The organism is Desulfomonile tiedjei, from assembly GCA_016212925.1.
In the GTDB taxonomy this organism is placed as follows: Bacteria; Desulfobacterota; Desulfomonilia; order Desulfomonilales; family Desulfomonilaceae; genus JACRDF01.
Genome location: JACRDF010000003.1, coordinates 292,398 through 304,962 on the forward strand (window position 1 = coordinate 292,398; position 12,565 = coordinate 304,962).

Consider the following 12,565-nt stretch of genomic DNA (forward strand, 5'->3'; position numbering starts at 1 on the left):
ACAAGCGATTAATTCAAGCGGCACATATAAAGAAAAAGGATTGCTCTAGTCCTTAACGTCTGACTGAATTTCTTGACCCGCAGCCGGGGGATCGGCTTACTTACCGGACCTGGAGCGCAGGACCGCGGAAAAGTGGGAGTTGATATGAAGCTTTCGGCTCTCCACCAAAAGGGGGGAGACTGACTTCAGCATAGCCGTGTCAGATCTAGTGCACTGAACGGCATAACACAACATTGCTTATGGAAAACCTAATGAAATACGGAGCTTGGTATGAAGCCGAAATATGTTTACTCATTTTGTGAAGGGGACGGAAAGAACAAGAAACTTTTGGGCGGCAAGGGGGCAAATCTTTGCGAGATGACCCAAATCGGGCTGAATGTGCCGCCTGGATTTGTAATCACTACGGATGCCTGTTTGGCGTACCTCGATTCGGGCAATACCCACCTTCCCGAAGGCCTAATGGACGAAGTGAGAGGACATATAAAAGAGATCGAAGCGGCCACGGGGAAGGGTTTCGGCGACCCGAACAATCCGTTGCTCGTTTCGGTTCGTTCCGGATCCGCGCTTTCAATGCCAGGCATGATGGATACCATCCTTAACCTGGGGTTGAACGCGAGCACCCTGCCAGGATTGATCAAACAGACCGGCAATGAGCGTTTCGCTTACGACGCGTACCGGCGGTTCATCCAACTGTTCGGGAAGGTTGCCATGGGTGTGCCGGACGAGCCTTTCGACCAGACTCTGTCAGCCATTAAAGTCAAAGCCGGCGCATTGTCCGACGTAGACCTGACCGCGGACGATTTGAAAGAGGTTGTGGAATTGTTCCTACACGTGGTCGAGGAACAGACCTTCAAACCCTTTCCCGAAGATGTGTACGAGCAACTGAACGTCGCGATTAAGGCTGTATTCGGCTCGTGGATGGGCCGGCGAGCGGTCGATTACCGTAGAGAATTCCACATTACCGAGGAAATGGCCAATGGGACCGCTGCAAACGTAGTTGCAATGGTATTCGGAAACATGGGGAACGATAGCGGCACCGGCGTCGGATTCACTCGAGATCCGGCTACCGGAGAAAACCAGATGTTCGGCGAATATCTGGTCAATGCTCAAGGAGAAGACGTGGTCGCGGGAATCCGGACGCCCAAGCCGATTCAAGCCATGGCACAGGAAATGCCGGATCTGTACGGGCAGCTTGAAGACCTGCGCAACAAGCTGGAACGACATTATCGAGAAGTTCAGGACTTTGAGTTCACGATAGAAAAGGGCATTCTGTACTGTCTGCAAACGCGCAACGGCAAAATGAACGCCAACTCCATGGTGCGGACCTCCGTGGAAATGGTTGCGGAAGGTCTGTTGACCAGGGAAGAAGCGCTGCTGCGTATCAACCCGGAGCATCTGGAACAATTGCTCTACCCTGGTTTGGATCCCAACTCCAAAGCCGTGCCGGTTGCCCAAGGCCTGCCTGCTTCGCCGGGTGCCGCCTCGGGAAGGTGTATCTTCGACGCTGATCGGGCGGAAGCTCGGGGGCGGCGGGGAGAGAAGGTCATTCTGGTGAGAGAAGAAACCAAGCCGGAAGATATCCACGGGTTTTTCGCATCCCAAGGAATTCTCACCAGCCGAGGTGGTAAAACGTCTCACGCGGCCGTTGTCGCACGCGGTATGGGCAAACCGTGCGTTGCCGGGGCCGAAGGCCTCAGAGTGGACACGCAGCACAAACTGGCCATCATGGGTGACCACGTGGTTCATGAAGGCGACGTTATCACTATCGACGGCGCTACAGGCAAGGTCTACCTCGGGCAGGTCGCCACTGTAGAACCCGAGTTTAGTCCCCAACTGAATACCCTCTTGGGTTGGGCTGACGAAATGGCCAGGCTAGGTGTCATGGCCAATGCGGATACGCCGGAGGATGCGGAGCGGGCCCGAGAATACGGCGCGGTGGGAATTGGACTGGTCCGGACGGAACGAATGTTCAACGCGCCTGATCGCCTGCCCATTGTAATTGAAATGATCCTCGCGGAAACTCCCGAGGAAAGGCAAGCGGCCCTGGACCAGCTGCTGCCGATCCAGCGGTCTGATTTCAAGGGTATTTTGAAGGTAATGTCCCCGTACCCGGTGACCGTGAGACTGCTCGATCCACCAATCCATGAGTTCCTGCCCCTCGAGAACGAACTTGAGTATCAACTGCAAGATCTCCGTCGTCTGCGGAAAACGGTTAGCAACACTCAACGCCTTCTGGAAAGTCTCAAGATCGTGGACTCGGAACTCCATGCAGATTACCTGTCCAAGAGGGAAGGGCTGCCCATATTCTTTGCGAGCCTGGACACCGCAACCATCGAAGAAGCAATCCATAAAAAGGAATTGATGACGCAAAGGGCGCGTGCGTTGCGCGAGACAAACCCGATGCTCGGGCATCGTGGTGTGCGCCTCGGGGTCACATTTCCTGAAATCTACGCCATGCAGATCAGGGCAATGCTGGAGGCTGCTGCCGAATGCGTAAAAGAAGGGGTGGAAGTCTATCCGGAAATCATGGTGCCTCAAGTCGCCACCAGGTCCGAGTTGAAATTCGTGAGAAATTACGTGGAGGAAATACACAAACAGGTGGAGGAGAGCCACGGAGTCAAGGTCAATTACAAGTTTGGAAGCATGATCGAAGTGGTGCGGGCCTGTCTGACCGCATCGGAGATGACGGATGAGGCCGAGTTCTTCTCATTTGGGACGAACGACCTGACTCAGGCCACCTTCTCGTTCAGCAGGGAAGACGCGGAGAATAAGTTCCTGCCGATGTATCAGGAGATCGGTATCCTGAAAGACAATCCATTCGAGTCTCTTGACGTCCAAGGCGTGGGCCGACTTATGCTGATCGCGGTGAAAGAGGGGAGGGAAAGCAGACCGGAGCTAAAGATTGGAATTTGCGGGGAGCACGGGGGGCATCCTGCATCGATAAAGTTCTGCCATTACGCTGCATTGGATTACGTGTCCTGCTCCGGCCCGAGGGTCCCGATCGCACGTTTGGCTGCTGCTCATGCAGCCTTGGGGGAGAACAGTTTCGATTATTCGAAACAGTTGTGACCAGGTACTGGGAAGGAAAAGGGAGCGAGGAGGGACAGAAAAGGTCTGCCAAAGGTGAGCATTCATGGATCCGCGGCGGTTCGCCGGTCCGCATGCGAATCTTTGGCCTGGTCCCCTGTTCAAGAAATTCATGAGTTGACACGGAAAGTTTCCCAATGATAACATCACCGGTAAGTTCTGCATTGAATAACGTTTCATGGGCCGTTTTAAGGCCTTTTTTTGAGGTATAGCCATGAAAGCTGTGAGGGTTGCCGCTCTTATCGTCCTGTCTTTTACTATGATGCTAATACCGTTGTCCGCGTTCGCAGGCGACGGCGGCTTCCGCCCATGCATTCCGGACCGTCCAATTCCCCCTGAAAGCGTAGGGCCGATAGGCCTTCCTTTCGACATTCCTATCTGGCCGACTCTGCTCAAAACGGAGTTCCACATCCTGCCATGGATAAGTTTTGGCAAGGCCTCAGTGTGCATCCCCGGCACGTGCAAGTCGGTGGAGTTCCCTGCTCCGTGCCTGTCTCTGAAGCCCATTCCTTTCTGGATTCCGTGGCTAAGGCCCTTGGATGTGGACTGCAAAGATAACTCCCTCTGCCCGAATCCATGATTTCATTGATCGCCCCTTAGGGTATAGGATTCTCATTACGGAGGCCCCGGGCCGCTCCACTTCGGGCGGTGGTGTCAGGGCCTGTGTTCCCTACTTCTACAGTCTCCCCAGCAGCCTCGATTGCGAACACTTGCCTTGGAAATTACTGTACGTACAATGTCTTCACCTTGTAGAAGGGTGATAAAACTTTGACCCGCGGCGTGCTTATCGACAACCTGGCAAACTTGCTGGAATTCCTCCGGGTTCACGGAGGTGTTTTGCTGCCCGGTCAGGCCCTTGAAGCCTCTGTGAAAAAGGTACAAGCTCTGCTGGAAAAAGCCCGCCAGCCAGGGGAATTACTGTACGTGGCGATCGTCGGCGGAACCGGTGTCGGGAAATCCACCCTCATAAACGCGCTGGCGCGGAGTGAGATTTCCAGCCCATCGGACAGGAGACCGTTCACGGATCGCGCGGTGGTATATCGTCACAAGGAAGCGGCCAGAGGACTGGAAAGTATTTCGCATCTGGTAAGAGAGCCGGACGCGGTGCATGACAGTGATGTCGTGAAAGACCTGGTGCTGCTCGATCTGCCCGACTTTGACAGCCGGGAAGAAGATAATCGCCAGGCCGTGCTCCGGATATTGCCGGAGATGGATTGCATCATCTGGGTTATAAGCCCGGAGAAGTACGCGGACTCGGCGTTTTACAGTTTGGTGGAGCTGACGGTGATTCATCGGGATAACTTCACCTTTGTGTTCAACAAGGCCGACGAGCTGTTGAGTAACGGTGAGTCCGATCCGCAGGGGAGGTTGAAGGAACTCCTCGGCGATCTGGCGTTCCGCCTCAAAGACGAAGCAGCGATAGATCACCCGCGAATTTTTTGCGTATCGGCATTGAACGAGTTTCAGGGCCTGGACAGCGATCCGCTTGTGACCAAAGAGTTCATCAGATTTCGCGATTTCTTGATGAAAAGAAGAGATGCCAAGGAGATCTCGTCGGTCAAGACGGTCAACCTGGTCGAGGAAGCAAGTCGGTTGATCGAAGAACTCGCGGCGGCTATCCAACCGGATGAAAAGGCCGCTTTATTGGCTCAAATTCGCGAAAGTCAGGCAAAAGCCAACGGCCTTGAAGAGGATGCCGCCCGGCCGCGGTTGTTGAGCCATGAAAAGGCCTTGTCCGACACAGTATACCCCATTCTTGTCAATCAAGACGCCTCGATCTGGCCAGTAGTTGTGGCGGGGAGGTTGCTGAATCTCGGTCGGTTGGACGCGTCCAATGAAAAACTGGCAGCGGTCTTTGAGAATACTGCCGACGACGTAGGCAAAGACAAACGTCTGGACCTGGAAAAAACCGCGGCTCGCATCGACGCGGAGCTACTCCTGGGCTTCCGCAACAGTGAGATCTCGCATGGCCTCGAAGAATCTCAGGCCCTTGTGGCTCAGACCCGGCAGCAGGCCTTTAATCTACTGCTGCAAAGCGTCGAGAATCGCAAGAGCCAACTAAGCGGGCCGCTTTCCCGCTGGAGACGCGTGTGGCAGAAACTAATTCTATTCCTGCCCGTGCCGATCCTCATCATTAAATTGATCGGTTACCCTCGAATAGAGGCCTGGGTGGATCATCCAAGCATTGGAGGGGCCGTGAAACTCCTCCTTAGCCTTATGACCTCGTTTTTCAGCAGCGATGGACTGGCAGGCCTGATAGCCCTGCTCATTTTTGAGTTCCTTCTGGTCTTGTACATGGCAGGCAGGAGGAGAAAAAAGCTTCGGAAGGACGCTGACAGAATTGCACGCGCGGTCGTGGACTACCTGGAGGACAGCCTTGGCTCGGCGATTCGGAAGATCGAGGCTGACAGGAGACAAAAGCTGGAACTCGTTAAAGAGGGAATAGGCCGCTGGAAGGCCCTTACCGGGAACCTCGGTTTACGGGCAGATTAGAGGCGGTCGGTTGAAACATGGGTTTCTACCATTTCGCTATTATTTTCGTAACATACGTGGTTTGGGGTGTCATTGCGAGGAGTGAAACGACGAAGCAATCTCAGCAGTGAGAGATTGCTTCGGGCTTGACGCCCTCGCAATGACAACTTTCGGCAATGTTATATAGGTTTCGGCCAAGTGGTATTATCTTCGGTCGGCTCATTCTGCCGGCCTCGCAGAGTACGATTGCGACTTCATGGATCTGATAAAGCTTATACTACGTAACATCTTCCGCCATAGATTACGCTCTGTGCTCACGATTCTGGGGGTGGCTGTGGCAATGTTGGCGTTCTGCATCCTGAGGACCCTTGTAGCTGCCTGGTATCTCGGGGTGGACGCGTCGGCCGCGGATCGGCTGGTGACCCGAAACAAGATTTCTCTCATTTACAGCCTTCCCATCGCATACAAGAACAAGATCCTGCAAGTTCCGGGGGTCAAGAACGTGGCCTACGGCTCTTGGTACGGGGGTGTCTATATAGACAAAAAGAACTTCTTCCCCCAGTTTGCGCTCAGCGGAACAGACTACTTGGACATCTATCCTGAATACCTCTTGCCGGAGTCCGGCCGGCTGGCGTTCGAGCGGGAAAGGAACTCAGCCATTGCAGGTCGCAAACTGGTTGAGCGTTTCGGTTGGAAGATCGGCGACGTGATACCTCTGCAAGGGACCATCTACCCCGGGAAGCTGGAGTTGGTTCTCAAAGGCATCTACAAAGGGGCCAGGAAGAACGTTGATGAGACCGCGCTCTTCTTTCGATGGGACTATCTGAATGAACAGGCAAAAAAGACTTTCCCCGAGCGGGCCGACCGAGCCGGGTGGTACATGGTCCAGATAAAAGACGTGGACCGGGCCGCGGAGGTTTCCCAGGAGGTTGACGCGCTCTTCAGCAATTCACTGGCGGAAACGCTGACAGAGACGGAAAAGGCTTTCCAGCTCGGATTCGTGGCCATGACCGATGCGATCGTAGGCGCAATTCAAGTCATTTCCGTTGTAGTAATCGGGATCATATTAATGGTGCTGGCAAATACCATGGCCATGACTGCCAGGGAGCGGTCCGGGGAATACGCGGTGCTCAAAACCCTGGGATTTGAGAAAGGGTTCGTGTTCGCTCTTATCGCCGGGGAATCGCTGGCGATCGCGATCATAGGAGGCATTGCAGGGGCGATTCTCAGCTTCCCGGGCGCTATGATCTTCCGTAAGCAAATGGAGTCCTTCCTGCCCGTATTTGAAATCGAACCATCCACAATTGCCCTTATGGTCGTGGTCTCGTTTATCGTTGGACTGGTAGCTGCCATCCCTCCCGCGGTCAAAGCCAGCCAAATGAGCATCGCCGACGGCCTGCGACATATCGGGTGAAAGAAAAGAAAAGAAAAGAAAAGAAGAATGCGGGGGAACCCTTTTTTGCAAAAAAGGGTTCCCCCGCCCCCTTCCCCAAAAACTCCCAATTCTTGCTTAAAAAAGCATTTGCCCTCGTAACAAGGCTGATATGATTCTGGTTCTCAGGCTCTGCCTGGGAACCAGATGGATCTCTACCCGCGCCGCGCAGCAGACGCTGCGGTAAAAGCGCGGCCACGCAACCTTGGTAGTTTTTGGGGAGGGGTCCGGGGTGGGCGTTTTTGCAAAAACGCCCTCCCCCGATGCTGTTCTCCGTTCCTCACTGCCGCTACTGAGGCGGTTGTCCGTTGATTGGAATCCATTTTCGCGCGGTGAAGATGAACGCGAACGCGGGCAGGGAGAGGAAGAACGTCAAGGCAAAGTAGTAGGCGTATCCCATGTTGTCGGTGGCAAGGCCGCTGAAAGCTCCGGCAATGATCCCGGTGACCCGAAAGAGAGCTGAGAGAACAGCATATTGGGTGGCTGAAAACTCCTTCTTGCAGATGCTCATGAGGAAGGCCAGGAAAGCAGCTGTTCCCAGCCCGCCACAGAAAGACTCAATCACCGACGCGGCATAGATTCCAAGATTTCCTGCGCTCGGGTCCCAAGCCACCCAGACGTAGCTGAGGTTACTCAAGGACTGCCATAACCCAAGGAACCAGAGGCCGTGAAAAATACCGTATCGAGCCATGAAAAGACCACCGGCAAGACCGCCGGCTATGGCCGCGGCAACACCGAGGGTCCCTGTGATCAGCCCGATCTCGGTCAGTGTCAAGCCCCTGGACTTCCAAAAGGGAAGAATCATGGGACCCATGGACATGTCTCCGAGTTTATATAGCAGAATGAACAGCCCAACATGAATTACACCTGGTCGGGCAAGGAAGTCTTTTACCGGCGCAATCAGAGTAGCCAGCGAAAAAGGCGGACGCTGCACTTCAACATGAGGTAGTCTCAGCGAAATGAGGCAGCACCCAAGAAGGACAAAAGCGGCAATGAAATAGGCGGCGCCCCACCCCAGTCTTCCTCCCATAGCAACTAATATTCCACCGGATAAAACCATGGCTCCACGGTAAGCCGCCTGCCTGAAACCATTTGCCAGCCCAAGTTCAGACGGCCTTAACATCTCGATAGTGTACGCGTCGACGGCGATGTCTTGCGTGGCCGACATTATGGCAAATGAAACTATGAGTCCCCACAACAGAGAACTTGGCTCCATTGGGTCGAAAGGCAAGATTGCCAGGAGCAAGGCTGCCATGAGAAGCTGCGCCGCAGCGATCCAGTGGCGCCGCGCTCCTAGAAAATCCACCGCAGGGGCCCAGAAGAACTTCAGCGCGTAAGGCAGGTTAAGCAAGCTGAGCAAACCCACATGCACGACGGACAAATCATGGAAGACAAAATACGCGGGGAAAGTCTTGTCGACGATCCCGAAAGGGAAGCCTTCGGCGAAATAAAGCATTGAAACAATGAGAAATTTTCTATTGCGCGTCACGCTGTCTCCCGGGCCCTGCCACAGCGACTGGTGTCTTGGCCGTTAAGAAAGGGAATAATACAGAAATTTTAGGAAAATAGAAGTTGTTTCTCATTTTATAGTCAAAGTTTTATTAAAAACTCTACGGCAATTCAGTATCTAGTGGAGTACGATGCTAAATCGGCCAAGCCAACACAACCGTCCGAACAAATAGAAAAATGCTGCGAGAACTAAAGAACAGCCGGTACCTTTGAGCCTGGGATGCTGTATAATTAGTTCGAGGATTTTGGAAATGGCCGAACAACAAACGAGCAGAAACTTAAATGCGCGGGAAGCCGTGGAAGCCATCCGGGGTGAGTTATCGAATGTAGAGCTGATGCAACGGTTCAAAATCTCCGCTAAAGGTTTTGCCGACCTTCTCACGCAGCTTTTTGAGAACAAACTCATCAGCGAGGAAGACCTGGCCAGTCGCGGTATACGCTTCAGGGTCGTGAAAAAGGAAGCGACGGCCGAGCCCATTCCCGAGCCGATTCCCGAACCTATTCCCAAGCCTATTCCCAAGCTTAAACCCCTAAAGACACCGCAAACGATCGAGCATGATGAGGAATTCCTCGATACTGTGGAATTGACCGAGATGCTCTCGTTCAAGCCTGGTGAAATAGAGGCCCCACCGAAGAAAATTGAGCCGCCACCCTCACCACCGCCAGCACCCCAAGAGAACAAGGAGAAGCAAGCGCCTGCGAAAAAAGGCAAGTTCAGGCTGTCCAACCTCTTCAAGAAAGACAAGTAGAGGCTTACCCAATCAAGTTGGGGGAGCGGACCATCGCTCTTTATGTGAAGGCTATATCTTTTCCGGTTCGGTAGGCCAATGCCTGAGCGGTGGCAATAAGTCTGCCCCCGTCTTTTTCACGGACATCGCAGTAGTACGATGCTGTACGCTTTGTTCGGTTCAGTTCTTTCGCACGCGCTTCGAGGACTGTATTCGGCTTGGGCGCAGCCATGTACGTAATGCTGACGTTCAGGGCCACGGACCAGATCCCGTGACTATTGGCAGCCAGTTGAAAGGCCTCGTCGATGACGGAAAACAACGCGCCGCCATGAGTGGCTCCGAAGATGTTTTCCAGGTCCGGGTGAACCGTCATGCGAACCAACGAGCACCCCTCTTCGATTTCAACAGCCTCAAATCCTAGTAGTTTTCCGTAAGGTCCCAACAGGGACCGACGCACCAAATCATCACACAGTTTCTGGTCCATCTTGCACCTTTTTCACAGGAACGGGCTGAACCGGAGGTCGCAGAACCTGCGAGCCCAGGAGGCCCAGAGACATCAACACTTTTGCCAGATCCTCCACGGCCATGTCCAGCAATTCGAAATCTTCCACCGGCACAAACACGTTGAACCCGGTGGCCGGGATCGGCGAGTTCGGAACAAAGAGCAAGAAGTATTCCCGACCGTCGGGCATTAGATAACGCTGACGGGAGGTCAGCAGGCCAAGCATCTTCACATTGCCCATTCGGATCTGACCGACTCCGCCAAAACGATCCAGGCCACCTTGGCCCTTTTGGCCAAATATTTCCACCATTTGACCCACAGTGGCGTATATCTTGCCGAACAAAGGAATCCTGGCGAACGTGCGATCCACGGCTCGGTGAAGTCGTGACACCGTGGCGCGGTTCACAAGGAACCCGAGAAGGATTATCAGTAGCACGACCACCAAGTACCCGACGATGTATCCGGAGTACTTGTATTGGGTCCCCGAAATGGTAACGAGGAACGCTCCGAAGGTGCTGCTGGGCCCCACGTATGCATCCGTGATCCTGACTAGCCAGCTCACCAGGAACACAGTGACCGCAAACGGGAGCAGCGTAGCAACTCCGGTGAAAAAGAAACGCAACATGGTTTGCATGTGTAACTCTCCGAAACGCTTCGGTCTGCACGGTCGCCAAGTTCGAGCGGAGCCTGTTCCTTGTCCTTTGAAGGTTCGACCGCTTACGACCGGCTTGTCACGGTCCTTGGAACTTGCCTTGAAAAAGTTTTATTAGACGCTATCATTTTGAGGACTCGTGCGTTAGAATAAATGAGCATCTTTGTGCGACCCCGTCAGGTAACGGCATGGATTAACCCGTAAGCCCGTCTGATGGGTTTTTTATTTTGAGTATGGTCGCGAGAAAGCACCGCTGTGTTTTGCGATCCCGACTGGATGTATCGAGGGTTCTTCCTAATGAAGGGCAACGGTTGGGTACGAAATCATACACTTTGACTAAACTGGCCGGGCCGATTGTCTCAAGGTCTTTTCAAGCTGCCTTTCAATGACTTCGGTATGGCGGGCGCTAAAAGCGATAATGATCTTTTTCGGACTGGCTATGTAATGCGGGACCGTCACGCGCGGCCGTCGCCATAGGCCTTTTCCGGAATCAACGCCTTCGCGACCGGCCTGCCGTTGGATCCCTGCCTCTTCAGCGATTCCCGCAACATGCCGGGTATGTCATGGGGGCGATACATAAAGCGTATCCCGGTGCGCAACCCGAAATGATTTGCTGCCCTGAAGTACCGCCAATACGGCCTGGGCAATCCCAGCATCTTGAACACCATAGCGGCTGGTTTGGAGAACACAAGCACTCTCTCATCAAATCCGAGGTAAACCTCAGGACAGGCTGAAGCCGCGTCAATCATCTGATGCACGGCACGATCCAGATCCAGGTCCTCAGAAAGGTACCAGAGGGTCTCCAGCGGGTCGGCTTGAGGCGGAATAAGGCCTTCAGCCAAGGCGATGTCCCACAGTTTCGTGTTGGGATAAATACGCACGCCGATAAAAAAATGGGCGATGTTCGTAACAGGGCGCCTTTGTTTTTGCAGGTATTTCAGGGCAAAGTCGAGCGATTCCTGGAGCGTATCGTTGTTTTCGCCGGGGCCCCCGATCATGAAAAACCACCAGGCGGCAAACGAGGTCTTGTTTATGGCCTCGGCCGCGTGGATCACGTCGTCTCTACTGAAGCCCTTTCTGTAGCTTCGAAGCATTTTGTCCGACACCGATTCCGGAGTGACCATGAAAGATCTGAAGCCGGCTTTCCACATAAGGTCCAGGTACGATTTGTCCAACGGCGGGTGAACGCCCATGGCCGTGAATTCGGCCTTCCACGGTCTGCGAATTATCTCCTCCATGATGGCTGCTGAATGTTCCATTGGATCGTTGAACACCGCATCAACGAACTCGAACGTGGTAGGATGATACTTGAAGAGCGCTTCTTCGATCTCATCAACCACTTCGTCAGGCGAGCGGAGCCTCAGCCGGTTCCCTTCAAGGGCTTGATTGTAGGTGCAGTAAATACATTGCTGCCTGCATCCTCTTTTCGTTTGGATATTGTAACTGCTTCCTATTCTCTGGTAAGGCCTTATATCTATCCACTTGCCCAGATCTGCGGTCCCGCCCCTGAATTCCGTCTGTCTCGGTGGAGTGAGATTAAACTTTCCCCCGTTCATCATGCCGACGCCAGGAATTTTTTCGGGGGCTTCCTTATTCTCGATTGCTGTTAGAAGCCGCACGAAGCTCTCTTCACCATCGGCCACGATGATATAGTCAGCGCCCAGCAGATTCAAAACCTGTTCAGGCATGAGGCTGGCGCCGGACCCTCCCACTACAAGTGGGACAGACGTAATCTCTCGAATATACCCGGTTAGTTGGCGAATTGCCGGTAGATACGAAATCGGGTGCAGCATATTCACATTGTCGATGTTTCTAATAGAAAGCCCTATCACCTGTGGGGCGAATGAACGGACAGCGTGAGAAAGTTCTTGGTGAGTATGGTTTCCCGTAAAGCAGAGGTCCACCACCTTGACCTCGTGTCCCGCGGCTTCGGTGGCCGACGCTACATAGCACAATCCCAGCGGCGGTGCGGCCAGGAGATCAACTTTTCGGTTGCTGTTTATGAGCAATACACGCAATTGTGCGCCCTCTTACGGCTAGTACAACATTCTTCAAGGATTAGAGGCTCAATTTCTACGTATGAGCGGTTTCTCAATGATCCGGGGCCGCGAGCATCGAGAAAACATCTTTCAAAACAGCGTCACAGTGTGCACCACTGAGGTTGCGTCTTCCGATTCGCGAAA

Annotated in this window: 9 protein-coding genes; 5 read left to right on the forward strand and 4 right to left on the reverse strand. The window is 53.6% G+C overall.

Going from position 1 to position 12,565, the window contains the following annotated elements; all coding sequences use genetic code 11:
• Positions 1 to 270 precede the first annotated feature (270 nt).
• The 4 genes from HY913_01905 (at position 271) to HY913_01920 (ending at position 6,973) form a co-directional block, all read left to right on the forward strand.
• Entirely contained in the window at positions 271 to 3,069 is a 2,799-nt protein-coding gene (locus HY913_01905) for a pyruvate, phosphate dikinase (protein ID MBI4962008.1), read from the forward strand.
• A gap of 232 nt (positions 3,070 to 3,301) precedes the next feature.
• Complete coding sequence (locus HY913_01910) at positions 3,302 to 3,667, forward strand: hypothetical protein (GenBank protein ID MBI4962009.1); 366 nt, start codon at positions 3,302 to 3,304, stop codon at positions 3,665 to 3,667.
• Between the two features lie 188 nt (positions 3,668 to 3,855).
• Positions 3,856 to 5,580, forward strand: coding sequence for a 50S ribosome-binding GTPase (locus tag HY913_01915; protein MBI4962010.1), 1,725 nt, complete (start codon positions 3,856 to 3,858; stop codon positions 5,578 to 5,580).
• Between the two features lie 235 nt (positions 5,581 to 5,815).
• The gene (locus HY913_01920) at positions 5,816 to 6,973 is read left to right on the forward strand and encodes an FtsX-like permease family protein (protein ID MBI4962011.1); all 1,158 of its coding nucleotides are present in this window, start codon (positions 5,816 to 5,818) and stop codon (positions 6,971 to 6,973) included.
• Between the two features lie 307 nt (positions 6,974 to 7,280).
• Here HY913_01920 and HY913_01925 read toward each other — a convergent pair whose 3' ends face one another.
• The gene (locus tag HY913_01925) at positions 7,281 to 8,480 is read right to left on the reverse strand and encodes an MFS transporter (GenBank protein MBI4962012.1); all 1,200 of its coding nucleotides are present in this window, start codon (positions 8,478 to 8,480) and stop codon (positions 7,281 to 7,283) included.
• A gap of 271 nt (positions 8,481 to 8,751) precedes the next feature.
• Between HY913_01925 and HY913_01930 the strand changes: the two genes are divergently transcribed.
• The gene (locus HY913_01930; GenBank protein MBI4962013.1) at positions 8,752 to 9,249 is read left to right on the forward strand and encodes a hypothetical protein; all 498 of its coding nucleotides are present in this window, start codon (positions 8,752 to 8,754) and stop codon (positions 9,247 to 9,249) included.
• A 40-nt stretch (positions 9,250 to 9,289) separates the two neighbouring features.
• On the opposite strand, the gene HY913_01935 is transcribed toward HY913_01930, so the two are convergent.
• The 3 genes from HY913_01935 to HY913_01945 form a co-directional block, all read right to left on the reverse strand.
• Complete coding sequence (locus HY913_01935; protein MBI4962014.1) at positions 9,290 to 9,712, reverse strand: PaaI family thioesterase; 423 nt, start codon at positions 9,710 to 9,712, stop codon at positions 9,290 to 9,292.
• On the reverse strand, positions 9,693 to 10,364 hold the full coding sequence (locus HY913_01940) for a DUF502 domain-containing protein (GenBank protein ID MBI4962015.1): 672 nt from the start codon (positions 10,362 to 10,364) through the stop codon (positions 9,693 to 9,695). Before HY913_01940 ends, HY913_01935 begins: the two co-directional genes overlap by 20 nt.
• Before the next feature lie 473 nt (positions 10,365 to 10,837).
• Positions 10,838 to 12,400 carry a cobalamin B12-binding domain-containing protein gene (locus tag HY913_01945; protein ID MBI4962016.1) on the reverse strand — a complete coding sequence of 521 codons (1,563 nt, stop codon included), beginning with the start codon at positions 12,398 to 12,400 and terminating at the stop codon, positions 10,838 to 10,840.
• Positions 12,401 to 12,565 lie beyond the last annotated feature (165 nt).

Bases quoted from the DNA above. Each gene is read 5' to 3' on its own strand.
- HY913_01935 (MBI4962014.1), bottom strand. From the start codon at position 9,712: ATGGACCAGAAACTGTGTGATGATTTGGTGCGTCGGTCCCTGTTGGGA.
- HY913_01920 (MBI4962011.1), top strand. From the start codon at position 5,816: ATGGATCTGATAAAGCTTATACTACGTAACATCTTCCGCCATAGATTA.
- HY913_01930 (MBI4962013.1), top strand. From the start codon at position 8,752: ATGGCCGAACAACAAACGAGCAGAAACTTAAATGCGCGGGAAGCCGTG.
- HY913_01905 (MBI4962008.1), top strand. From the start codon at position 271: ATGAAGCCGAAATATGTTTACTCATTTTGTGAAGGGGACGGAAAGAAC.
- HY913_01940 (MBI4962015.1), bottom strand. From the start codon at position 10,364: ATGCAAACCATGTTGCGTTTCTTTTTCACCGGAGTTGCTACGCTGCTC.
- HY913_01910 (MBI4962009.1), top strand. From the start codon at position 3,302: ATGAAAGCTGTGAGGGTTGCCGCTCTTATCGTCCTGTCTTTTACTATG.